Here is a 24,244-nt window from a genome sequence, read left to right on the forward strand (position 1 = left end):
TTATGATCAATACTGAGACGATATTAGATCTTAGAAAGCGCCTGGTTGCGTTAAGGAGGTATCTTTGACATTGATGCCAAACTTATAGAAATAGCTAACGAAGAAGAAAAAACCTTTGCTCCCAATTTCTGGAATGATGCACAGGAGGCAGAAAAGATAATGAAAGCCTTAAATGCAGAAAAAAAGTGGGTAGCAGATTATGACAAAGCAGTCTCTTTGGTAGATGATTTAGAAGTTCTCTTCGAATTTCATAAAGAAGGAGAAAGTAGCGAGCAGGAAGTAATGGATCGCTATAATGAATCTATTACTGTTATTGAGGATTTGGAATTTAAAAACATGTTGAGTGATGAAGGTGATAACATGGGTGCCGTATTACAAATTACAGCTGGAGCCGGAGGAACGGAAAGTTGTGATTGGGCAAGCATGCTTATGCGAATGTACTTAATGTGGGCAGAAAAACAAGGATACAAAGTAAAAGAACTCAATTATCAAGAAGGAGATGTTGCAGGAATTAAGACAGTCACCTTAGAAATTGAAGGCGAGTATGCTTTTGGATGGCTCAAGGGTGAAAATGGTGTACACCGCCTTGTCAGAATTTCTCCTTTTGACAGCAATGCTAAGCGTCATACTTCCTTTGCTTCCATCTATGTTTATCCACTTGCAGATGATAGTATCGAAGTAGCCATTAACCCTTCTGAATACGAAATCATCACCTCTAGATCCAGTGGAGCCGGAGGACAAAATGTAAACAAAGTAGAAACGAAAGTGCAATTAACTCACTTCCCTACAGGAATTCAGATTTCTTGTTCAGATTCCAGGTCACAGCATGACAATAGAGAAAAAGCTTTACAAATGCTAAAATCACAACTGTTTGAAATCGAATTAAAAAAACGCCAAGCGCAACGTGATGAGATAGAAGCCTCTAAAATGAAAATCGAATGGGGATCTCAAATTCGCAATTATGTAATGCACCCCTATAAATTGGTTAAAGATGTTAGAACCAGTGAAGAAACCGGAAATGTAGATGCTGTAATGGATGGTAATATTAACCCATTTTTAAAAGCATATCTAATGATGATGGGACAGCGAAACGATGAATAACACAACCGTATAATAATTATGACAACAATATATCACAATCCCAGATGCAGTAAATCCAGACAGACGCTGGCTATTGTAGAAGAAAACACAAAAGAAGTGAACATTATCAAATATTTAGACACTCCTCCTACAATAGAAGAATTATCTGAAATCATTTCTCTTTTGGGTATAAAACCAATCGAGCTCATTCGAAAAAATGAGGCTATCTGGAAAGAAAATTTCAAAGGAAATGAATACAGTGATCAGGAGCTTATAGAAATTATGAGTCAACATCCAAAGCTCATTGAGCGTCCTATTGTAATCAACAATAATAAGGCTGTTATAGGCAGACCTCCTGAAAATGTAAAAAATATTCTTTAAAAGAAGAATATATCATACTATCTAAAAGAGTTGTTTTCTCAGGAAAGCAACTCTTTTTTACTGCTTACAAATTCATTTCGCTATTCATTAAGTAATTTATATTCACTTTTAGTGGGCTTCTTATACTTGCGACGTATTACTAAAACACTATATATGAAAAAAATTACTTGGCTCACATTACTGATAATTTGCTTTATTGATTTTTCCAGAGCACAAGATCAAACCCAACAGCTGACCAATATTCAAAAGGGGAACTATCTTTCTTACCTAACAACCCGAAATTCTTCAGGAAAGTACGAAGGGGGTCTCAGAGACTTAACATATCGAATTACCAGTATTAAAGACTATAGGATTTTCCCTGAACACAAAGAAGTTTATATGATACGCGGTGGGGATCCTGATCGACCAGACAAAAATAAAGAACTTATGTTTCTTCCTGATAATGAAGCATACCCTATCACATACATAGAAAAGGTTTTTGAAGGAAATAAATCAATGCAAGAGGAGCTCGGTTTTGCTCCCAGAATTAATCCTTATACAGACGGAAACAGACTGGTTTTTCTGGACCAAAAAATCTATATGATTGAAAACTGGAAAGATAAAGATAACTACACCCTCCTGGCCGTACTGGAATATCAACCCAAAAAAGTAAGTAAATTTAAGTTAATGAAAGAGACGATGAAGTCTCCCAAAAAGATGAATGCGTTACAGCCCCATGAGAAACTTCAGCAGTATCTGGATACCGCTTTTAAAAAACAAAAAGAGCACTATGCTACATGGATTAAAAAAGCAGAAAATACTAACAAAGTAGCACACACTAAATCAGTACTTGATCTCACCCTCAAGGCTATCAAAAAGAAAAATGAAGACTGGAGAAACTCTGCAGAATACAAACGTATTAAGGAGCGAAATCAAATGGCAAAAAGTCATGCTCAAAACAGCTATGCAATTGTTATCAACCAAACCGGACAAGATATCTACCTCTATACAGAAGGCTCCAATAACGGTTCTGTTATAAGAAATGGAAGTAGTGTTTCCACTATAGATTGCACTAAAAATCAATATTATACCTTTAGCGCAGGAATGTCATCCAGAGAAGGAACTAAAATCATAACCGCTAACCAATCATGTGGTTTACAAGTCATCGTTAAGTAACAATCATCGTTATTTAAAAATAAAAAAGCTCAGGAATTCCTGAGCTTTTTTATTTTTAAATATGTCAAAACTATTATTCACATATTTCTTTATATTGTGTATGAGTATCCTTAACCCACTCATAAGAAGTATTCGAATTCATGTACGTTTCTGCCTTCTCTATATCATCTACCTGCACACATTGTAGTTCAGGGTTATCACTGGTATCTAATGATTGAAGTACTTCATTATTTCCATTATTAATATTCAAAAATGTCAGTTTATTTTCGGAAACATTCAGATAATTAATCTTGGTAAGATGAGATATATTTACAGATGTCAGTTCATTACCTGCTAAAAAGAGATGTTCTACATGTTTACTCAATGGAATTGATAACTCCTGAAGCCCACTAAAGCCACATGACAATTCTCTTAGTGCTTCACTATTTACTTCTAGCTTCACTAAGTTATTTTGAAATAGTTTTATGCTTTCTATCTTTTGATTCTTACTTAAATCGATAGCCGTCATCCCATTTTTTTCTGCCTGAATATCTTTTAAGTGCAGATTCTTAGAAAGATTTAGTACCGCAATTTGATTATTATCAATATTCAACCTTTCTAGATTTTTAAAATATTTAATCTCATCCAAACTGTTAAGTCCTTTATCTTTCAAGTTTAATTCCCTAACTGTTTCTGCTTCTATCAACGAAATTTCTCCATCATTATTAAAATCTACATCACTATCTAGGTTAACTCCATTTAATGAAACAACTTTTTCAAAACGAAGCACTTCTTTGAATGTTTCATTTGTAAAGACAATGATTTCAGAACGATTGCAATCAGTAGCATACAATGTAATTGTATCTTTTTTCCAACTGATATTCGTATCCGCATAGATAACATCTGGCACTCCAATACATTCCAACTCATTATTTACAACATTAAGATTTTGCAAAAGTTCAATTTTGTCAATATTCAAAAGTAACCGCGACAATCGGTTATTAGCTACTGATAACGAAACTACTTTTTCATGAGCATTAATATCTAATGTTATCAGCTTATTATTATCCAATTCAATAGTATGAAGTTTTTGATTCCAAAAGAAATCTACTTCAACTAACTGATTATTCTGTAACGATACCTTTTCTAAATTAGGAAGTTTTTTAGTATCGACAGATCTAAGAGCATTCTCATCAGCTACCAACTCTCTTATTTCTAAATTTGTTAATGCTAACGTTTCTAAATCATGCCCACTTACATCCAGAGTAAATAAGTTTTCAAAATATTTAATTCCTTTTAGGGATGTTAATTTTTCATCTCCCCCTTGCAAATCACTTCTCTTAAGAATCATATTAAAAACTGCATCCGCTTCTGTTTTTTGAATTTTTCCATCTTTATTTTGATCCAGACTTGCATCTCCTTTTCCATCAGAATCCGTATCAATCACCAATTCATTTAATAATATGTTTTCCAGGATAGGGTTTTCTAGCGTGATCACTGTATCCAAAAAGCTTTCTTCTTGCACATCATTCTCTGATGAGCATCCAAAAATCATCATAACTAAAATAAATACAACACTAATTTTACCTCTTGTCATTTTTTCTATATTAATTCGTATTAAAAACCAATAAATCAATAGATTAATACATCTATTTCTTTTTTTTGCAAAAAAAAAATTTTAAACCATTTTAAAAAAAACATCATATACATTTTTCTTATGATAAGTATAAATTATTACTATTGTACTTTTTTAATCCTTCTTCTGACAAGAATAAACACACAAACAAATGAATACCAATAAATTACCTAAAACCCCCTTCCCTATTAACAATACTTTAACTTTTAAACAATTAATCCTTTAAACAATTAATTGGTCTTAGATCTTATGTGCTACAGCCCTACTACACATTAAAAGTTTATATTAAAATAGATCAAATGAAAAAAACTACATTAGTAATTCTTTTTTGCCTTTTATCCCTCTTTACTTTTTCGCAAAGAAAAGAGGTCTCTATCAGCGGTACTGTAATTGACAAAGACTCTTCCATTCCTCTGGAATATGCCACCATTTCATTTTATAGCCCCAAACAAAAAAAGGTAATTACAGGAGGAATAACTGATCAACAAGGAAGGTTCTCCATTAGCATTCCAGTAGGTCTTTACGATATTCGGATAGAATTTATTTCATTTGAAACCAAACGATTCAATAAAAGAAAGCTTTTTTCAGATGTAGATCTGGGAACGATCGCATTAGCATTAAACACTGAATCTCTTGATGATGTCCTTGTTGTTGCAGAAAAAACAACGGTAGACATTAAACTAGACAAAAAAATATATAATGTAGGAAAAGATCTAACAGTTAGCGGAGGAACGGTTAGTGATGTTCTGGACAATGTACCTTCTATTTCTGTTGATGTAGAAGGAAATGTCGCATTGCGAGGAAATGACAATGTACGCATCTTAATCAACGGAAAACCTTCGGGTTTAGTAGGATTAAACAGTACCGATGCTTTGAGACAACTCCCTGCCGAGTCTATTGAACGGGTAGAGGTAATCACCTCCCCTTCTGCCAGGTATGATGCTGAAGGAACTGCAGGTATCGTCAATGTTATTTTAAAAAGAAGTAAACTTCAAGGACTAAACGGAGCCATAACAACCACAACCGGATATCCTTTTCTTGCTGGAGTATCAGGAAACATCAATTACAGAACAGGAAATTTCAACTTATTTACGACCTCTGGATACACATATAGAGAATCTCCCGGAAATTCTTTTTTAGAAACGCACTATTTTAATTCAGAGACTCCAGATACCTTTCTTGAAGAAGACCGCACATTCGATAGAATTCGAAAAGGGGTAAATGTCAACACAGGAGTAGAATGGTATATCAACGACAGTTCTTCATTAACCGCTTCTTTTCTTTATCGATCCAGTGCTAATGATAATAATACAACAAATATAACTACTCAAAAAGATATAAATGGAGCCCCTATCAGTAGCTTTACCCGTTTTAACCCCGAAAAGGAAGATGATAAAACCAGACAATATTCATTAAATTACACAAAGGACTTTGGTGAATCCAATCACAAACTAACAGTTGATTTTCAAATAGAAAACAGCGAAGAAACAGAATTATCCCATATCACCCAGGATAACATTTCGGTAATTGAAATGGTGGATACACAAGAACAGCAAGATCGTATTTTATTACAAGCAGATTATGTTATTCCTCTGAACGAACAACAACAAATAGAAATCGGATATCGGGGAAATTTTAATGATTTAGCTACAAACAATCTCGTAGAAAAAGATAGCTTAGGTACTATTATTAAAGATGAAGGACTTTCTAACATACTACATTATGGAGAATCAGTAAATGCTGTATACGGACAATTTGGAGGAAAAACACAAAAGCTGTCATACTTAATGGGATTAAGAATGGAAGGAACCAGAATCACTATAGACCAACAAACCAGTAATGATTTCTCCAGGAAAAACTACATAGATTTTTTTCCGACAGTTAATTTAGGATACAGCATATCAGAAAACGAAACCATAACACTCGGTTACAACAGGAGAATCCGACGTCCCCGATCTCGTTTTATCAATCCATTCCCTTCCAGATCAAGTGCTACCAGTCTTTTTCAGGGAAATCCAGACTTAGATCCTAGCTACTCCAATGCTTTTGACCTGGGATACATTAACAAAATAGGAAAACTTACATTGCAATCCTCCATCTATTACAATCGGGCTACTCAGGTATTTACATTTATACGAGAAGATACTGGGGAAACCATCGTCATCAAAGAAAATGATACTGATCCGGGAGTCGAAGTTCCTATAACAAGATTAAACCCTATCAATTTATCTCGTTCTGACCGGTATGGAGCTGAATTCACCATCACATATAGCCCTAATAGAAAATGGCGCATTAATGGAAACTTCAATGCTTTTGCCAACAGTATCAGAGGGTCACACAATGAAGAATCATTTGATGAAGATACGTTTAGCTGGTTTGCCCGTGTAAGTAATAAACTCACACTTCCCTATAAAATCAATTGGCAAACCACTATGATGTATAGAGGACCTAATGAGAATGCTCAGAACGAATACAAGAGTATGTTCAGTGCCAACACAGCTTTCAGTAAAGATATATTCAAAGAAAGAGCTTCTTTGACCTTAAGTGTTAATGACATATTCAATTCTCGAAAAAGAATGAGTATCACTACTACAGATACTTTTAGAACAGATAGTGAATTCCAATGGAGAGAACGAAGTTTTGTCCTTGCATTCACTTATAGGTTTAATCAGAAAAAGAAAAGACAAAGATCTCGGAATACTTTTGACAATGAAGGAGGTGAAGGTTTTGGCACCCCATAAACCTCTGTTATCACCCCATTAAGAACTAAAAAAGGAGCTATTTGAATAGCTCCTTTTTAATAGTATATATCAAAATATATTATGCCTGCTCTCTTGCTTTTTTCTTAGCCTCTCTTCTTAGCTTAAAGTTTTCTAAGTTAGCTCCTATAATCCAATAAGGTACTACAAAAGTTAATAAAAATATCAATAACCAGAATCCTATGGTAAGAATCGTTAAAAATGCTAAAAAACCAAGATATTGATCAAATTCAAACATAACAATTTATTAATTTTCAATTTTGAGCAAAGATAGCAACTCTATCCTATATCTCATAATATAAACTGCAATTATTTAAAAAATAAAAAAAGCCCTTCAGGAAGCGTTAAAAATTGAGCGTTTATGCTAAAATAGTGGCTCAAATTCTTAAATTTGCCTTCCTAAAAATTCAAATCATCGTACTATGGAATTTAGAATAGAAAAAGACACCATGGGTGAAGTAAAAGTACCAGCTGATAAATTATGGGGAGCACAAACAGAGCGTTCCAGAAATAATTTTAAGATTGGTGCTCCAGCCACTATGCCATTAGAAATCGTATATGGTTTTGCTTACCTAAAAAAAGCGGCTGCTTATACGAATTGTGAATTAGGTGCTTTACCTATCGAAAAAAGAGAGCTTATCTCTCAGGTATGTGATGAAATCCTAGAAGGTAAACACGATGATCAATTCCCGTTAGTTATCTGGCAAACAGGGTCCGGTACCCAAAGTAATATGAATGTTAATGAGGTGATCGCTAACAGAGCACATCAATTAGCAGGAAAAACGATAGGAGAAGGAGAAAAAACCCTACAACCAAATGACGATGTAAACAAATCACAGTCATCAAACGATACATTCCCTACCGGAATGCATATCGCAGCGTATAAAAAAATTATAGAAACGACAATTCCTGGAATTACTAAACTAAGAGACACTCTTAAAAAGAAGTCGGAAGATTTCAAAAATGTTGTTAAAATCGGGAGAACGCATTTTATGGATGCCACTCCACTAACGATAGGACAAGAGTTCTCCGGATATGTTTCTCAGTTAGATCACGGATTAAAAGCGCTGGAAAATACCTTGCCACATTTAGCTGAATTGGCATTGGGAGGAACAGCAGTAGGAACCGGACTGAATACTCCTAAAGGATACGCAAAACGAGTTTCTGAATTTATCGCTCAGTTTACCGGACTTCCTTTTATTACTGCCGAAAATAAATTTGAAGCATTGGCGGCACATGATGCATTTGTAGAAACACATGGAGCACTAAAACAACTAGCGGTTTCATTAAACAAAATAGGAAATGATATCCGTATGCTTGCATCAGGACCTAGAAGTGGTATCGGAGAATTAATCATCCCTGCAAATGAGCCTGGAAGTTCTATCATGCCTGGTAAGGTAAACCCTACGCAATGTGAGGCACTAACTATGGTATGTGCTCAAGTAATGGGTAATGATGTAGCGATCAACGTAGGAGGAATGCAAGGACATTTCGAATTAAATGTATTCAAACCTGTAATGGCTGCTAATTTACTACAGAGTGCTCAGCTTATAGGAGATGCTTGTGTATCATTCGATACGCACTGCGCACAAGGTATTGAACCTAATCACAAAAGAATTACCGAACTATTAAACAGTTCATTAATGCTTGTAACAGCATTGAATACCAAAATAGGTTACTATAAAGCTGCAGAAATTGCCAATACCGCTCATCAGAACGGAACCACATTAAAAGAAGAAGCTATCGCACTTGGACATGTAACTGAACAAGAATTCGAAGATTGGGTAAAACCAGAAGATATGGTAGGTAGTCTTAAATAAAGACTTCAATACTACTAAAAACAAAACCTCCTGCATTATTGATAATACAGGAGGTCTTTTTGATATGAGATTTATTGTATTTTGATTTGAAAAATCTGGGCCGGAATAAACATTTTTATATGTATAACTGATAACAATCCTTCCATAAAACGAGTAATATCCTTTTCCTAAAAAAAATGTACTCTATTCAATTTACAGAAGCACAGACTTCTAAAAATTAACCACTAACTTCCTAACCCAGACATCACAAAAACTATCCTATTTTTGTTATTGCCAGTTATTTACCCTTCATAAAGTTTTTGTTATTCTATCCAATGTCCAATGGATCTAGAAAGCCTATCTATTAATTTACACTAAAACTCTACTCAGGATAAAAGCCTGGCAAATCTATCTCTGAAACAGGTTAAAAGTAAGTAATACAGAATTTAAACCATAATAAAAAGAAAGAAACAGAATATTTAACCTACATTTACGTTTTAATAGAATTAAATTCTATTAAAAGGAATTTTAGACATCATTTATAGAAAAATAATATTCTCACACATGGACAAAATTGACAAATCTATACTACTACTCCTACAAAAAAATGGCAAAATTACCATAAAGGAGATCGCTGAACGATTAAACCTTACCACTACTCCTATATTCGAAAGAGTAAAAAAATTGGAACGCGATGGGTTTATAAAAAACTATAAAGCAATTCTGGATAGAAAAAAAGCCGGCTTGCAATTAATGGTTTTTTGCAATGTCACTCTAAACCTTCATCAAACCGATTACCTCAAAAAATTTGAAAAAGATATTCTTCAATTTCCAGAAGTTGTAGAATGTTATCACGTAGCCGGTATGTTTGACTATCTAATCAAGATATATGCTCAAAACATGGAACAATACCAGGATTTTTTATCAAACAAGTTAGCTTCTCTGGAAAATATTTCCAAGGTACAAAGCTCTTTTGTTATGACAGAGGTCAAAGATTTTTCTTTCTTACCGATTCCTTAAGCAGTATCATAAGATTATCATTCTACCCCTAAAGCTTGTTCGATATCCCAGATAATATCATCACTATTTTCTACCCCTATCGAAAGACGAACTAGCTTCTCTGTGATGTTTATTTGTCTTCTGTGTTCAGGATCTACTCCTGCATGTGTCATCGTCATTGGATGCTGAGCCAAACTTTCTGTACTCCCCAAACTAACCGCCAGTTTTATTAATTTTAAGCGATTTAGAAACGTAAACGCTTCTTTCTCTCCTCCTTTAATATCAAAAGAAAGCATTGCCCCTGGGGCACTACATTGCTTTTTATAAACAGCATATGCCTTCTCTTCTTTTTCCAAAAGTCCTAAGTAATATACCTTTTCTACTTTTGGATGCTCCTTCAGGAACGCTGCGATTCGACTTGCGTTTTTTGTCTGTTGATCCATCCGAACCTTTAATGTCTCCAAACTTCTCAATAACAGCCATGCCGTATGCGGGCTTACCATATTCCCTAAAAAAGTACGTAGAACTTTGACCCTGCCTATCAGCTCGCTATTACCTAAAACAGCCCCCGCAATTAAATCACTATGCCCTCCTATATATTTAGTCGCCGAATACACCACTAAATCTGCTCCACATTGTAGAGGATGCTGCCAAAGCGGTCCCATATAAGTGTTATCTACTCCTATCAATACTTTTTTATCTCCTGTACTATAGCGTTTAGCTAGCTCACTGAATCCCTCTATATCAAACAACTGATTTGTCGGATTTGCAGGAGTTTCTAAAAAAAACATAGCTAACCGGTCTTTCTTTCCACTAGCCTCTATTAAAGCCGCAACTTCTTCTATACTTTGATTAGGCATCACCCCAATAGTATGTACTCCTATTTTTGATAAAAAATGATTGATAAAATGATCCGTACCTCCATACAATGGATTACTATACACTAATAAATCTCCCGGATTTAAAAACTCTAACAAACAAGTACTTATCGCTGACATTCCACTCTCAAAAACAGCACAATCATCCGACTGATCCCACAAGCATAAGCGATTTTCCAGTATCTCTAGATTAGGGTTATTAATCCTGCTATATATCAATCCTAATTCTTCTTTTGGTTTTTTTTGCCGAAGCCCATAAGCCAATTCAAAAAATGCTTTTCCTTCTTCCGCAGTTTCAAAAACAAATGTGGAAGTTTGAAAAATAGGACACTTAATAGCACCTTCAGAAAGCTCTGGCTTATACCCATAAGTCATCATCAGACTTTCCGGATTTAAATCTTTTCGTTTCATAAATGAATTATTCCTTTATTTTTAACAAATTATCTACGTAAATGTAACCAAAAGACAAATAAATCTGAATTTATATCAAAAAATAGATTTATTTTATTTAAAAATGAAAATAATAGATTATTTTTCTTTATACCGTTTTTTCAACACTCGAATTTAGAAAAATAAACTTCTCAAAATTGCTGACAGACAATTACACTGATAAAACTGAAAATTAAATTACAAAACACCTAACCTGTTTAACAAAAGATTTAGAACACATACCTTATTTTTGAATAAAAACAAATACCTATAAAATGAATATCAGAGAAGCAAAAGTATTAATCACAGGAGGAAGCTCCGGAATAGGAAAAGAAACTGCTAAATTACTAAAAGAAAAAGGAGCTGCTGTTACTATTAGCGGAAGAAACGAAACTACCCTAAAAGAAATTGCAGAAGCCCTAGATATTTCATATGTCAAAGCAGATATCACTAATGAAGAGGATGTAATAAAAATGGTGGCTACTGCCAATCAAAAAATGGAAGGGCTAAATGTACTGATTAATAATGCTGGTTTTGGCTACATATCAAAACTCACCGAAATAGATGCTGTTAAATTCACAGAACAATTTAAGACTAATATTCTGGGAGCTACTCTAGCTGCTAAAGAGAGTGCTAAACTATTTATAGATCAAAACAGAGGAAACATCATTAATATTGGGTCTACTTCTGCTCTAAAAGGTTCTCCTAATGCTTCTCCTTATGTAGCTACTAAATTTGCTCTGAGAGGAATGACAGAAAGCTGGAGAAATGAACTTCGAGCACATAATATCCGAGTAATGTTAGTCAACCCCAGTGAGGTAATGACCAACTTTGCTAATAATATATTGAACAATGGCGATACTAGAGGACAAAAGGAATATACCCAAGAAGAAAAACGCACTAAATTACGAAGTCTGGAAATTGCACACACCATTGCGAGTTTACTGGAAATGGATGATAGGGGCTTTATCACAGAAGCGACTGTATTTGCGACCAATCCCAAAGTATAAGGTATTTGTGTTCATCCCATGATCTTCACCAGCAGTTCTTTTAGAATATCTCCGGGCGGTAAACTTGCCGCCCCTACTCCTTTACTTTTTACATCTGCATTTCTTAACAATGCAATAATCTGACTGACTTTTTTCATGGGATAGTTTTTTGCAGCATCTGCATAATCACTCACAAAATAAGGATTAATCTTTAAGGCACTCGCTACATTTCCCTTGGATTTATCGCTAAGACCATGATATTGCAACACCTGAGAAAAATATGCATATAACAGGGAGATTGTTACAACAAGAGGATTATCCTTTGGATTTTGAGAAAAGTAATTAATAATACGATGAGCCTTTATAACATCTCTCATTCCCACTGCTTTCCGCAATTCGAAATTATTAAAATCCTTACTAATTCCTATATTTTCTTCTATATGAGATGCTGTAATAGCAGATCCTTTGGGAAGGATGAGTTTTAATTTTTCAAGCTCGTTATTAATTTTTCCCAGATCCGTTCCTAAAAACTCTACTAACATCTGGGCGGCCTTGGGTTCTATCTGATATTTAGCTCCAGAAAGTACTCTTCTAATCCAATCAGCTATCTGGTTTTCATATAACTTTTTACTCTCATAAATCACTCCGCTCTTTGCTACCGATTTATAGAGTTTTTTACGCTTGTCTATTTTCTTATACTTATAGCACATCACCAAAACAGTTGTCGGTTGTGGATGATCTGCATACGACACTAATTTTTCTATTGTTCGGGATAATTCCTGTGCTTCTTTGACAATAACGACTTGTCGTTCTGCCATCATAGGAAATCGTTTAGCATTAGATACGATTTCTTCCACTGTTACATCCCTACCATATAAAACTACCTGATTAAACCCTTTCTCCTCCTCCGCTAAAACATTCTTTTCTATATATTCACTAATCTTATCTATATAATATGGTTCTTCCCCCATCAAAAAATAAATGGGTTTAATATTTCCATTTTTTATATCACTTACAATCTTCTTTACTTCCTCCATTCAGAAAAAATCATCACTTTTGTGGTATGGTCAAACTTAATTTCCCTAATTATAACTTTCGATTCAAAAATAGCGAAAATAAAGTTTCTATTTTTGATCGGATTCGCAAAAAATTTATCATATTGACCCCCGAAGAATGGGTCCGTCAGCATGTTGTACATTTCTTAATCGAACACAAAAAATATCCCGAAAGTTTAATCAATGTAGAGAAAATGATTAAAGTCAACGGATTGACCAAACGATATGATGTAATTGTATACAAACCAAATGGGAAAATTAACGTTATTGTAGAATGCAAATCTGATAAAGTAAAAATCACTCAGGAAGTTTTTGATCAAATTGCCCGGTACAATCTGGTGTTAAATGCTGATTATCTTATGATCAGTAATGGCTTAAATCATTACTATTGCCAGATGGATTACCAAGAGCAATGTTATAGTTTTCTAAGAGATCTTCCTGATTATAAATAAGAGGCAGAAAGTTACTTTTTGTTTATTTTTTTTAACATATGAATGTAGCCGTAGTAATATTAAACTGGAATGGCAGGCAAATTCTGGAAGAATTTCTTCCTTCTGTAATACAACATTCCAAAGAAGCAACCATCTATCTGGCAGATAATGCCTCTACTGATGACTCTATTGCATTTGTCAGTGCACAATACCCAGAAGTTAGTATTATTAAAAATAAAACCAATGGAGGGTATGCCAAAGGATATAATGAAGCCTTGGCCAAGATTGATGCTGATATTTATTGTTTATTGAACAGTGATATCGAAGTAACAAAAAATTGGCTTCCTCCGATTATCAATGCATTTGAAACATCTGAAACAATTGCTGCAGTACAACCCAAAATACTGGATTATAAAAAGAAAACTCATTTTGAATATGCCGGTGCTGCCGGAGGTTTTATCGATCGTTTAGGATATCCTTATTGCAGAGGTCGTATATTCGACACTCTGGAAGAAGACAAAGGACAATACGATGATATATCTCCTATATTCTGGGCTAGTGGTGCTTGTCTCTTTATCCGAAAAGATATCTTTGAAAAAGTAGGGAAATTGGATGAAGATTATTTTGCGCATCAAGAAGAAATTGATCTCTGTTGGAGAATTCACAATTACGGATACCAGGTACTTTATGTCGGTACCTCTACCGTGTACCACCTGGGAGGGGCAACGCTAAACAATATGAACCCAAAAAAAACCTATCTTAATTATAGAAATAGCTTATACTCTCTATTAAAAAATGTTAAAGGAAGAAACGTCTGGCTAATCATTCTTTTGCGTTTGTTTCTTGATGGAATTGCAGCTATTAAATTTTTAATCGACAAAAAACCATCTCATATCCCAGCCATTTTAAAAGCGCATTTTGGCTTTTATACCGCTATAAAAAGCTTACTAAAAAAAAGAAAAAAACTCCCCAAAAAGGAAAAATATTATTCTATTTACTCCGTTGTATGGGTATACTATATACTAAACCAAAAAAAACTAAATTAGTTCTGGGATAAAAAAACTAAATTATTGTTAATAGCCGTACGTCCTGTCACATTTTTAATAATTTTGAGTCTTATAAACTAGAACTAAAGACTAAAACAAATTTTCTAATGAAAAAAGCGATGATTATTGGGGCCTCTATGGCGGTATTTTTATCTTCCTGTGTATCTCAGAAAAAATTTGCCGAGCTAGAAGCCAAACAGAAAGAAACCCAAGACTTACTAAACACAGCTACCGTAAAGCTAAATAGCTGTCTTGAAGAGAAAGCTAGTTCTAAATCTGAGTTAAAAGTACTTCAGGATCAAGTAAAAAACCTAAAAAATACAAATGCTGCCCTACTTAACAATGTTGGTAACCTTGCTACCCTATCAACAAAAGAGGCAGAAAACTTAGAGCGCTCACTGGAAAGCATCAAAGAAAAAGATCTACAGATCAAAACTATGAATGATGCATTAAACAAAAAAGACTCTGTGACATTAGCCTTAGTTACCAGTCTAAAAGGAGCCCTAGGAAACCTTGCAGATGAAGATATCGAAGTAAATGTAGAAAAAGGAGTTGTTTACGTTTCTATCTCTGATAAACTTTTATTCAAAAGTGGTAGTTATAATGTATCTAGTAAAGCAAAGTCTGTGCTAGGTAAAGTAGCAAAAGTAGTAAACGACAAGCCAGATATCGAATTCCTGGTAGAAGGACATACTGATAATGTGCCAATTAAAAATAAAGTTTTATTAGATAACTGGGATTTAAGTGTCAAAAGAGCAACGGCAGTAGTACGGGTATTACAAAATACATTTGGAGTAGATCCTAAACGTATGACAGCAGCCGGACGTAGCCACTACATCCCTGTAGCCGATAACAGTTCTGCCGAAAACAGAGCAAAAAACAGACGTACAAGAATCGTTGTACTTCCAAAACTAGATCAATTCTACAATATGATAGAAGATGGAATGAAAAAAGCTTCCAATAACGGACAGTAATTACTGATTTCCAGAAAGAATTAAAAAAAGGGTTGCCAGTTGGCAACCCTTTTTTTAATTTTAAGAATATCAACCACTTAAAACCTATTTAATGAAAACACTGCAATTAACTAACACTTCCCTTGATTTTTCAAAAAAAATAAGAATACTTTTGCATTGCTAAAATCTAATCATAACTTAAACCAATTAAACTATGAAAAAAACCTTATTTCTAGGGCTATGTCTATGCGCATCTGTCTCTATTAAGGCACAATCATTTATCGGTTTTTTAACTGATAATTATAGCGGTGTAAATAGTGTTATCAGTAACCCTGCTAATATTGTTGACTCGCGATTCAAGACAGATATCCATTTAGCCGGAGCAAGTGCTCTAGGAGGAAATGATTATTACAGTACTGATCTTGATAAACTCCTGGACAGCGACTTTGATTTTGATAGAGATGGAACCAAATCCCCGAAAGAAAAGAATTATGGATTCGGGAATGTAGATGTATTTGGACCAGCTTTTATGTTCAATCTAAATGAAAAAAGTTCTATTGCCGTTTTTACCCGAGCCAGAGCCTTTGTCAATGTCAATGAAATAAATGGAGATACTTTTGATAATTTTGAAAATGACTTAGATACCAGTAATGACTTCTTTATAAATGAAGGAGATATTTTTGCAACCACTCATGCCTGGGCTGAAATTGGTGTCTCATATGCACGCGTTATTCTTAATAATGACACAAATTTCCTGAAAGGAGGAATCACACTAAAATATTTACAGGGATTAGGAAATTCTTATGCCTACGGTAGAAATGTACTAATTGATTACGATGCAGACGGTACTTTATTACCCGGAGGAAACAGAACAGGTAGCATCGATACTCAAGGAGAAGTCGCTTATGGATATAGCAATAATGTAAAAGAAGATTTTGAAGATTTAAAACTGCAAAGCGGTGCCACAGGAATCGGTGTTGATTTTGGAGTTGTATATGAATGGAGACCAGAAATTGACTCTTATAAAATCAAGGATAGTAAAGGAAAAACTTACTTACCAAAAGATGTTAACAAATACAAACTAAAGTTTGGTTTATCAATTACCGATCTCGGGGCAATCTCATATGATGAATCTACCGAAGAAGTGTACGATATAACAAACGCTATAGGAGAAGATGACTTTAATAACTTCGACGATTTTGATGATAAGTTAGAAAACCTATATACCTTAGTACGATCAGGAGGTACTTCAAAAGCAGTACTTCCTTCTGCATTACACCTTACCGCTGACTGGAACATAAACAATTACTTTTATGTAAACCTGAACACAGATTTGTCACTGGTATCAAAAACAAAAGAAAACGCTAATCAAGTTGCAAACATGCTATCTCTAACACCTCGATTCGAGAGAAAATGGTTTAGCTTTTACTCCCCTATTAGCCTACAACAATACTCAGGATTCCAATGGGGAGCAGGGTTCAGAGCAGGTCCTCTCTATGTAGGTTCTGGGTCTGTATTATCAGTTTTACTAAGTAATGATTCCAAAGCTGCTGATGTATATGCAGGATTAAAAATACCTGTATATCAATCTAGGTTAAAGGACAAAGACGGAGATGGTGTATTAGACAAAGTTGATGATTGTCCTGAAGAAGCAGGCCCAGAAGAAAACTTCGGATGCCCATGGCCGGATACGGATGGTGATACAGTACTTGATAAAGATGATCAATGCCCTGAAGAAGCAGGACCTGTAGAAAACAACGGATGCCCATGGCCTGATACAGATGGAGATACGATCTTGGACAAAGATGATCAATGCCCTGAAGAGGCTGGTCCTGTAGAGAACAAAGGATGCCCATGGCCAGATACAGATGGTGATAGTATATTGGACAAGGATGATAACTGTCCTAATGAAGCAGGTACCGTAGCAAATAACGGATGTCCGGAAGTAAAGGTAACTCAAGAAGTTCAGAAAACACTTAATGAATATGCCAAGACTATTTTATTCGACTCAGGAAAAGCTACCATCAAGAAAAGCTCATTCGAAGTATTAGATGATATTGTAAAAATATTAAATGAATATCCTAAAGCTGCTTTCAAAATAGAAGGACACACAGATAGTTCAGGAAGTAACGCTTTCAACCTAAAATTATCAGATGCCAGGGCCAATGCAGTAAAAACACATTTAATCAGTAAAGGTATTAACGCTGTGAGACTGTCTTCTATAGGTCATGGAGAAGAAAAACCTATTGCGACCAATAAAACTAAAACCGGAAGGGAACAAAACAGACGAGTAGAAATAAACCTCATAAAAGAATAATCCCTTCTCTATAAAAAAAATCCCTGATGTATTCAGGGATTTTTTTTATTATAAATTTTCCCGGAGTATAGAAACCCGAGTATTAGACACTTATTAAAAGATGTCAATCTCTCCTCTTCCTTCTCTTACTATCACAGGGTCTTCATCAGTTAAATCAATAATTGTAGAAGGAATATTCCCTCCGTAGCCTCCATCAATAACAATATCTACTAAGTGATCCCACTTCTCCAGAATTAATTCTGGGTCTGTTGTATATTCAATTACCTCATCTTCATCATGAATCGAACTAGAGACAATAGGATTCCCTAACGCTTCTACAATTGCATTACTGATAGAATTCTCTGGAATTCGAATTCCAACTGTTTTCTTTTTCTTGAAGACAGTTGGCAAGTTATTACTCCCAGGCAATATATAGGTATACGGTCCCGGCAATGTTCTTTTTAGCAACTTAAAAGTACGATTATCAATCTGTCGTACATAATCTGATAAATTACTAAGATCTTTACAAACAAAGGAGAAATTAGCTTTTGCTAATTTTACATTTTTGATTTTTGCAATGCGTTCCAATGCTTTGACATTTGTAATATCACACCCTAAGCCATACACTGTATCCGTCGGATAAATAATAACACCGCCTTTTTTCAGACATGCTACAATTTTTTCAATCTCCTTTGGATTAGGATTATCATTATATAATTTTATAAATGCTGCCATACATTGGTTTATTATTCTTTATTAACAAATAAAAAATAGCGGTTATTAGTGAATATACATATAATTAACAAAAAAGCTCTATTACTCAATAACTTTCAACTTAGCAAAGCGAAGTAACAGTTTTTTTAACCCTCCGTTATCAAAATTAATTTCTGCTTTCCTGTCTTGACCCATTCCCTCTACTCTAACAATTTTCCCTAGCCCAAATCGCATATGTTCTACTCTCATTCCTGCCGCTAGATTATCAGACGGGGTACTTGTAATTCTTGTCGAACCTGAAGGAGCATTAGACACAGGTCGTAACTTACGTAATTTCCTTAACTGTTCTTCTGTCGGTTTATGTGCCAATGGAGGAGTTCCTGAGATAGGCTTTTTTAATCGTAACTTACTCTTATCTACTTCTCCAAAAATATCCTTATCCACCAGAGGCTTATACCTTCGAGTTTCTATTGGTGTTATATACTCCAGGTATTGGTCATCAATTTCTTCTATAAAACGGCTAGGCTCAGCATCTACCAGCTTCCCCCAACGATACCTTGATTGTGCATAGGTAAGATATGCTTGTGTCTCTGCTCTGGTCAGTGCTACATAAAAAAGACGTCTTTCTTCTTCCAGTTCACTTCGGGTATTCATACTCATTCCCGATGGAAACAAGTCTTCCTCCATCCCCACGATATAAACATATGGGAATTCCAATCCCTTGGCTAGGTGAATAGTCATTAACGCAACACGATCATCATCCCCTTTATCCATATCCATATCGGTTGCCAAGGCTACATCTTCCAAAAATTCTGATAAACCTCCTGTACTATCTACTACTTCTTTTTGCCCTTCTACAAAATCCCGAATACCATTGAGTAACTCTTCTATATTTTCCATTCGAGCCACTCCTTCCGGGGTACTGTCTTTTTTAAGTTCTTGTACCAAACCTGTTTGTTTTGCTACCATTTCAGTAAGAGCAAAAGCATCCATTGTTTGATTACTAACCTGAAAACTTTTAATCATATTCATAAAGTTCTCTAGTCGGGTCTTCGTACCACTATTAATCTTAAGATTAATTCTATCCAGATGTTCAATAACTTCAAAGATAGATCGTCCGTAGTGATTCGCCGCTACAATCAACTTATCTACAGTCGCATGACCGATCCCCCTTGCCGGATAATTAATAACCCGCTTTAATGCTTCTTCATCTTTTGGGTTTACAATCAATCGAAGGTACCCCAGCAAGTCTTTTACCTCTTTTCGCTGATAAAATGACAGTCCTCCATAAATTCTATACGGAATTCCGCGTTTTCTCAGCGCATCTTCCATGGCTCTGGATTGCGCATTGGTTCGATATAGAATGGCAAATTTTCCATTATCTAACTGATGTTCCATTTGGTTTTCAAAAATAGAACTCGCTACATATCTTCCTTCATCAGCATCAGTAATCAGCCGGTTTACTTTAATCTTTGGACCATATTCATTAGCTGTCCAAACAACCTTATCCAGTTTCGTTTTATTCTTATCTATAATTGAGTTCGCCGCTTCTACAATATTACGAGTAGAACGATAGTTCTGTTCCAAACGGTACATCTGTACATTATCATAATCCTTCTGAAAATTCAGAATATTATTAATGTTCGCCCCTCGAAATGCATAAATACTCTGCGCATCATCCCCTACCACACATATATTCTGAAACTTATCAGACAGTGCTCTTACAATAAGGTACTGAGAATGATTCGTATCCTGGTACTCATCTACTAATATATATCTAAAACGATCCTGATACTTAGCTAACACCTCGGGGAATCTATTTAACAGCTCATTGGTTTTTAACAACAAATCATCAAAATCCATAGCACCTGCTTTGAAGCAACGATCCATATAGGCTTCATAAATTTCTCCCATCCTCGGGCGTTTAGCCATAGCATCTGCCTCCATTAACTCTGCATTCTGATAATATGCTTTTACGGTAATAAGACTATTCTTATAGGACGAAATACGAGATTGAATCTGTTTATATTTATAAATATCTTTATCCAGTCCCATTTCTTTTATAATAGAAGAAATCAATCGCTGAGAATCCTGAGTATCATAAATGGTAAAATTAGAAGGGTACCCTAGTTTATCTGCTTCATACCTCAGTAATTTTGCAAAAATAGAGTGAAAAGTTCCCATCCATAGGTTTTTAGCTTCACTTGCTCCTACAATCTTAGCAATACGGGCTTTCATCTCTCTGGCCGCTTTATTAGTAAAAGTCAATGCCAATATATTAAACGAATCCACTCCCTTATACATCAGATAGGCAATCCTATAAGTCAATACCCTGGTTTTTCCGGAACCTGCCCCTGCAATAACAATCATCGCTCCATCAACCTGAAGCGTTGGTGCTCGCTGCGCATCATTTAATTCTGCAATATAATCTTCCAAATCTTTACTCCTTTAATAAGATGTGAAATTTAAGTAATGTATCGATCTTTTAGAACCAATATGCATATAAATTATGAACAAAATATAAAACGATTATTTATAAGAGATAAAAAACGTCTTTCACCTCTCATTTTTCCTACCTTTTAATATAAAATTAAAAAAAACATCGACAAAAAGCATAAAATATAGATAAAAAACACTATTTTTACATAAATTAACAAACAAACCAAAAAGTAAAAATTGCTGAAACCCCAAAATTCTTAATGCATATGACCCCAAACATGAACATTCAAACCATTGAAAAAGAACAAATTAAATTTTTAAAATTTCCAAAAAAAGAAGTACTCAATAAAAGAAAAGATCAAATCGATCGAATTTTAGAATTACAACGTGCAATGGTTCTTGGAAATATAGAACATCAAAAAGTAAAAATTGTTTTCGTAGACGACAATGGGATAAAAAGAGTGGAAACTACTATATGGGGAATTACTGATAAAGAAGTAATCCTAAAAGGATCCACGATTATTCCATTAAAAAGAATTATTAGAATATCATAATCATGAAAAACTGGTATATAAAAAAACTCTCAATAATTCCTACCATATACATACGTTCTACCTACAACATTGAGAGTTTTTTATATTCAGCTACCAAGAGCATGTTTACGAAAAACGCAATTATTTAAAAAAAATAAACGAAAAAATATTTATATGTTAACAAAGCCCCTCTTAAAGCTAAAAATATTTAATTACCTTGCGTCGGTCCCCCTTTAAAAAACAAAGTAAACAAACTCGTTAATTAAAAAAATGAATCATACGAACCTAACCCCCTTTATCTTACTAAACCTACTGTTTATTACTTTTATTTCTTTTGGTCAAGTTCCCGCTGATTATCTGATTTCATCAGATATAAACAACTTTATCCAGGAAATTGAATCAACGAAATCAAAAAACCTTGACATTACAATAGAAAAGGGCATATCAATGTCTTTTGCTATAAAAAATAAAATAACTTCAGGACATACTTCCTCTTATCTGGGAAACATTGTTAATGAACCCAATTCTTCTTTTGTTTTCCTTGTACACGAAAACGTTGTAGAAGGACATGTTCTTTTAAAAGATAAAGAAAGTGCCTATAAAATTTTTGCCAATACAGATGGCAAAATCTATAGTAAGAAAGTTGATATTCACAGTATTCTCTGTGTTAATTATGAAAAACTAAAAAAACCGGAAAAATCCACCGGAAAAAACAATCAGGTAATTCCGGAACTAGAAAGTTTGCCTGGTGCCGCCGGAGTTGTATACCTTGATTTTGACGGGGAAATTGTAGAAAACACCTGGTGGTTGAATGGAGCTAGAATTGATGCACAACCGACAAACTTCTCTACCAGACAGATCGAAGAGATATGGCATATCATGGCAGTTGATTTTCGTCCTTTTAATATTAATGTTACAACGAGAAGAGCTGTATTTGATGCTGCTCCAAGGACACAGCGAATGAAGTGTATCTTTACACCGACTACAGATGCTGAGCCGGACTCTGGAGGTGTTGCTTATTTAAACTCTTTTTCCGAAGGGCAAACCGACAATCCATGTTGGGTATTTAATATTGGAAATGCCAGAGTAGCTGGAGAAACAGGTTCTCATGAAGTAGGTCATGCACTAGGATTATCTCATGATGGTCAACAAAACCCTAATCAGGAGAAAACAGAATATTACAGTGGTCATGGCAATTGGGGACCAATTATGGGATGGAGTGCCAGTAACTCCATTGGTCAGTGGAGCCGTGGAGAATACACCAATGCTACTCAGCGAGAAGACGATATCGCCATCATTGCGAACAATAGAAACAATGTAGGTCACAGAGATGATGACCATGCTGATACCAGTGAACAGGCTACTCCTATTCTAGTCAGTGATCAGGGAGTTGTAAGTGCAGATAACAATAAAGGCATTATCACTACCCGTGCAGACAAAGATGTTTTCTCTTTTGTTACAGAAACAGGAGATGTTTCTCTATCCATAGAAACAGAAGCTACTCATGCCAACTTAGACATTCAAGTTCGGTTATTAAACGGAATTGGAGAAGAAATTACCCTTTCTAACCCAGAAGGGCAACATGCAGCTATCAATCAAACCTTAGAAAAAGGGCAATACTTTCTGGAAATAGATGGTGTTGGAGATGGGACCCCTTCTAATGGATATACTGATTATTCTTCTCTTGGTAATTATTACATTTCCGGCACCTATACTCCTGGAGATAACAACCTGCCGCCATTGGCTAATTTTTCTGTACAGGTAAGTTGTGATGAAGTACAATTTACAGATGAAACATTTAATCAGGCTACTGAATACTTATGGGATTTTGGAGATGGAACTACAGCTACCGAACAAAACCCTACACATACGTATACCGCTAATGGGAACTATACAATTACCTTGACTTCTACCAATCCATATGGTAAAAATGTAAATATTAAAAAAGACATTGTATCAATAAATCTTCCGGATTCCCCTACAGTAAGTGATCAAAACATCTGTACAGGAGAAACAGTTATGCTTTCTATTTCCGGAAACAGTAATTACAGCTGGTTCGAAGCATCTACAGGTGGAGAGGCAATCGCAACCGGAAATGAATTTACCACACCACAATTATCTGAAACTAAAACTTATTATATAGAAGGTGCACTCAATAACTGTATTTCCAAGACACGAACACCTGTACAAGTGGTGGTAAATGACACCCCAGAAAAGCCAATAATACAGATAACAGATACCAAAACACTATCATTATCCACATCTCATACTAATTACAAATGGTATATTAATGATGTCCTTATAGAAGAAGCCACATCCCCTACACTACTTCCTGAAAAAGAAGGTTCTTATACTGTAGAGGTGTTTAACGAATTAGGGTGTAGTTCTTTTACTGATCCTTTCTTCGTTTCCCTAACACAAGTAAATATTAGCCAATCGACAGAAGTATTAAAATATTATATAGACCCTATAACCAAAGAATTGATTGTAGAAGGGCTCACTCAAAAAGATCGTTCATTAACAATTGTCGACCTGAAAGGAATTATTGTTCAGGAAATGGACCCGGTCAGAGAGATTAATATAGATGTATTATCCAGTGGATTATATATTTTATTAATAAACAATAAAGCCAAAGGTAAATTCGCAAAACTATAAGGTATTTACAGGAACGAATCTCTACTTTCTAAAGAGAC

Annotated in this window: 19 protein-coding genes; 13 read left to right on the plus strand and 6 right to left on the minus strand. The window is 34.8% G+C overall.

Features of this window, described 5'->3' with window-relative positions; translation table 11 throughout:
• The first annotated feature begins 2 nt into the window (after positions 1 to 2).
• From prfB to ACFSTE_RS20255, 3 genes are all read left to right on the plus strand, one after another.
• Positions 3 to 1,101 (plus strand): peptide chain release factor 2 gene (gene prfB / locus ACFSTE_RS20245; RefSeq protein ID WP_378255402.1). Its coding sequence is split into 2 segments (ribosomal slippage): positions 3 to 65 and positions 67 to 1,101, totalling 1,098 coding nucleotides; the frame shifts between segments, so codons are not numbered across the junction.
• An 18-nt stretch (positions 1,102 to 1,119) separates the two neighbouring features.
• Entirely contained in the window at positions 1,120 to 1,461 is a 342-nt protein-coding gene (gene arsC / locus ACFSTE_RS20250) for an arsenate reductase (glutaredoxin) (protein ID WP_378255404.1), read from the plus strand.
• A 153-nt stretch (positions 1,462 to 1,614) separates the two neighbouring features.
• The gene (locus ACFSTE_RS20255; protein ID WP_378255406.1) at positions 1,615 to 2,616 is read left to right on the plus strand and encodes a hypothetical protein; all 1,002 of its coding nucleotides are present in this window, start codon (positions 1,615 to 1,617) and stop codon (positions 2,614 to 2,616) included.
• Between the two features lie 73 nt (positions 2,617 to 2,689).
• Here the strand turns inward: ACFSTE_RS20255 and ACFSTE_RS20260 are convergent, their stop codons facing one another.
• The gene (locus ACFSTE_RS20260; protein WP_378255407.1) at positions 2,690 to 4,192 is read right to left on the minus strand and encodes a hypothetical protein; all 1,503 of its coding nucleotides are present in this window, start codon (positions 4,190 to 4,192) and stop codon (positions 2,690 to 2,692) included.
• A gap of 338 nt (positions 4,193 to 4,530) precedes the next feature.
• Between ACFSTE_RS20260 and ACFSTE_RS20265 the strand changes: the two genes are divergently transcribed.
• Positions 4,531 to 6,972 (plus strand): outer membrane beta-barrel family protein, encoded by a 2,442-nt coding sequence (locus ACFSTE_RS20265; protein ID WP_176029851.1) that lies wholly within the window; start codon positions 4,531 to 4,533, stop codon positions 6,970 to 6,972.
• Between the two features lie 79 nt (positions 6,973 to 7,051).
• Here ACFSTE_RS20265 and ACFSTE_RS20270 read toward each other — a convergent pair whose 3' ends face one another.
• Positions 7,052 to 7,228, minus strand: a complete 177-nt coding sequence (locus ACFSTE_RS20270) for a hypothetical protein (RefSeq protein WP_176029850.1) — start codon at positions 7,226 to 7,228, stop codon at positions 7,052 to 7,054.
• 184 nt (positions 7,229 to 7,412) lie between these two features.
• Here ACFSTE_RS20270 and fumC point away from each other — a divergent pair, with 184 nt between their 5' ends.
• The gene (fumC, locus tag ACFSTE_RS20275) at positions 7,413 to 8,810 is read left to right on the plus strand and encodes a class II fumarate hydratase (protein ID WP_378255409.1); all 1,398 of its coding nucleotides are present in this window, start codon (positions 7,413 to 7,415) and stop codon (positions 8,808 to 8,810) included.
• 543 nt (positions 8,811 to 9,353) lie between these two features.
• Positions 9,354 to 9,809 carry an Lrp/AsnC family transcriptional regulator gene (locus tag ACFSTE_RS20280; RefSeq protein ID WP_176029848.1) on the plus strand — a complete coding sequence of 152 codons (456 nt, stop codon included), beginning with the start codon at positions 9,354 to 9,356 and terminating at the stop codon, positions 9,807 to 9,809.
• 17 nt (positions 9,810 to 9,826) lie between these two features.
• Here ACFSTE_RS20280 and ACFSTE_RS20285 read toward each other — a convergent pair whose 3' ends face one another.
• Positions 9,827 to 11,077 (minus strand): cystathionine gamma-synthase family protein, encoded by a 1,251-nt coding sequence (locus ACFSTE_RS20285; protein ID WP_378255411.1) that lies wholly within the window; start codon positions 11,075 to 11,077, stop codon positions 9,827 to 9,829.
• A gap of 293 nt (positions 11,078 to 11,370) precedes the next feature.
• Between ACFSTE_RS20285 and ACFSTE_RS20290 the strand changes: the two genes are divergently transcribed.
• On the plus strand, positions 11,371 to 12,105 hold the full coding sequence (locus ACFSTE_RS20290; RefSeq protein ID WP_176029846.1) for an SDR family oxidoreductase: 735 nt from the start codon (positions 11,371 to 11,373) through the stop codon (positions 12,103 to 12,105).
• A gap of 11 nt (positions 12,106 to 12,116) precedes the next feature.
• On the opposite strand, the gene holA is transcribed toward ACFSTE_RS20290, so the two are convergent.
• Complete coding sequence (holA, locus tag ACFSTE_RS20295) at positions 12,117 to 13,121, minus strand: DNA polymerase III subunit delta (protein ID WP_378255413.1); 1,005 nt, start codon at positions 13,119 to 13,121, stop codon at positions 12,117 to 12,119.
• 26 nt (positions 13,122 to 13,147) lie between these two features.
• On the opposite strand from holA, the gene ACFSTE_RS20300 reads away from it, so the two are divergent.
• The 4 genes from ACFSTE_RS20300 to ACFSTE_RS20315 all read left to right on the plus strand — a co-directional run bounded on the left by ACFSTE_RS20300 (position 13,148) and on the right by ACFSTE_RS20315 (position 17,886).
• The gene (locus ACFSTE_RS20300; protein WP_378255415.1) at positions 13,148 to 13,591 is read left to right on the plus strand and encodes a type I restriction enzyme HsdR N-terminal domain-containing protein; all 444 of its coding nucleotides are present in this window, start codon (positions 13,148 to 13,150) and stop codon (positions 13,589 to 13,591) included.
• A 38-nt stretch (positions 13,592 to 13,629) separates the two neighbouring features.
• A complete protein-coding gene (locus ACFSTE_RS20305; protein WP_378255417.1) occupies positions 13,630 to 14,616 on the plus strand; it encodes a glycosyltransferase family 2 protein in 987 nt (328 codons plus the stop codon).
• Positions 14,617 to 14,723: 107 nt separating this feature from the next.
• On the plus strand, positions 14,724 to 15,590 hold the full coding sequence (locus ACFSTE_RS20310) for an OmpA/MotB family protein (RefSeq protein WP_176029842.1): 867 nt from the start codon (positions 14,724 to 14,726) through the stop codon (positions 15,588 to 15,590).
• A 193-nt stretch (positions 15,591 to 15,783) separates the two neighbouring features.
• Positions 15,784 to 17,886, plus strand: coding sequence for a DUF5723 family protein (locus ACFSTE_RS20315; RefSeq protein WP_378255420.1), 2,103 nt, complete (start codon positions 15,784 to 15,786; stop codon positions 17,884 to 17,886).
• Positions 17,887 to 17,979: 93 nt separating this feature from the next.
• Here the strand turns inward: ACFSTE_RS20315 and ACFSTE_RS20320 are convergent, their stop codons facing one another.
• Positions 17,980 to 18,600, minus strand: coding sequence for an L-threonylcarbamoyladenylate synthase (locus ACFSTE_RS20320; RefSeq protein ID WP_378255422.1), 621 nt, complete (start codon positions 18,598 to 18,600; stop codon positions 17,980 to 17,982).
• A gap of 81 nt (positions 18,601 to 18,681) precedes the next feature.
• Positions 18,682 to 21,015: an ATP-dependent helicase gene (locus ACFSTE_RS20325; RefSeq protein WP_176029839.1), complete on the minus strand. Its 2,334-nt coding sequence runs from the start codon at positions 21,013 to 21,015 to the stop codon at positions 18,682 to 18,684.
• Positions 21,016 to 21,284: 269 nt separating this feature from the next.
• On the opposite strand from ACFSTE_RS20325, the gene ACFSTE_RS20330 reads away from it, so the two are divergent.
• Positions 21,285 to 21,572: a hypothetical protein gene (locus ACFSTE_RS20330; protein ID WP_254884021.1), complete on the plus strand. Its 288-nt coding sequence runs from the start codon at positions 21,285 to 21,287 to the stop codon at positions 21,570 to 21,572.
• Positions 21,573 to 21,821: 249 nt separating this feature from the next.
• A complete protein-coding gene (locus tag ACFSTE_RS20335) occupies positions 21,822 to 24,206 on the plus strand; it encodes an Ig-like domain-containing protein (RefSeq protein ID WP_378255425.1) in 2,385 nt (794 codons plus the stop codon).
• Positions 24,207 to 24,244: the final 38 nt, after the last annotated feature.

Source organism: Aquimarina hainanensis (genome assembly GCF_042684685.1).
Lineage (GTDB): Bacteria > Bacteroidota > Bacteroidia > Flavobacteriales > Flavobacteriaceae > Aquimarina > Aquimarina hainanensis.

What these genes read in the sequence shown, in the direction of transcription:
- arsC (WP_378255404.1), top strand. Translation starts at nt 1,120, where the DNA reads ATGACAACAATATATCACAATCCCAGATGCAGTAAATCCAGACAGACG.
- ACFSTE_RS20255 (WP_378255406.1), top strand. Translation starts at nt 1,615, where the DNA reads ATGAAAAAAATTACTTGGCTCACATTACTGATAATTTGCTTTATTGAT.
- ACFSTE_RS20260 (WP_378255407.1), bottom strand. Translation starts at nt 4,192, where the DNA reads ATGACAAGAGGTAAAATTAGTGTTGTATTTATTTTAGTTATGATGATT.
- ACFSTE_RS20265 (WP_176029851.1), top strand. Translation starts at nt 4,531, where the DNA reads ATGAAAAAAACTACATTAGTAATTCTTTTTTGCCTTTTATCCCTCTTT.
- ACFSTE_RS20270 (WP_176029850.1), bottom strand. Translation starts at nt 7,228, where the DNA reads ATGTTTGAATTTGATCAATATCTTGGTTTTTTAGCATTTTTAACGATT.
- fumC (WP_378255409.1), top strand. Translation starts at nt 7,413, where the DNA reads ATGGAATTTAGAATAGAAAAAGACACCATGGGTGAAGTAAAAGTACCA.
- ACFSTE_RS20280 (WP_176029848.1), top strand. Translation starts at nt 9,354, where the DNA reads ATGGACAAAATTGACAAATCTATACTACTACTCCTACAAAAAAATGGC.
- ACFSTE_RS20285 (WP_378255411.1), bottom strand. Translation starts at nt 11,077, where the DNA reads ATGAAACGAAAAGATTTAAATCCGGAAAGTCTGATGATGACTTATGGG.
- ACFSTE_RS20290 (WP_176029846.1), top strand. Translation starts at nt 11,371, where the DNA reads ATGAATATCAGAGAAGCAAAAGTATTAATCACAGGAGGAAGCTCCGGA.
- holA (WP_378255413.1), bottom strand. Translation starts at nt 13,121, where the DNA reads ATGGAGGAAGTAAAGAAGATTGTAAGTGATATAAAAAATGGAAATATT.
- ACFSTE_RS20300 (WP_378255415.1), top strand. Translation starts at nt 13,148, where the DNA reads ATGGTCAAACTTAATTTCCCTAATTATAACTTTCGATTCAAAAATAGC.
- ACFSTE_RS20305 (WP_378255417.1), top strand. Translation starts at nt 13,630, where the DNA reads ATGAATGTAGCCGTAGTAATATTAAACTGGAATGGCAGGCAAATTCTG.
- ACFSTE_RS20310 (WP_176029842.1), top strand. Translation starts at nt 14,724, where the DNA reads ATGAAAAAAGCGATGATTATTGGGGCCTCTATGGCGGTATTTTTATCT.
- ACFSTE_RS20315 (WP_378255420.1), top strand. Translation starts at nt 15,784, where the DNA reads ATGAAAAAAACCTTATTTCTAGGGCTATGTCTATGCGCATCTGTCTCT.
- ACFSTE_RS20320 (WP_378255422.1), bottom strand. Translation starts at nt 18,600, where the DNA reads ATGGCAGCATTTATAAAATTATATAATGATAATCCTAATCCAAAGGAG.
- ACFSTE_RS20330 (WP_254884021.1), top strand. Translation starts at nt 21,285, where the DNA reads ATGACCCCAAACATGAACATTCAAACCATTGAAAAAGAACAAATTAAA.
- ACFSTE_RS20335 (WP_378255425.1), top strand. Translation starts at nt 21,822, where the DNA reads ATGAATCATACGAACCTAACCCCCTTTATCTTACTAAACCTACTGTTT.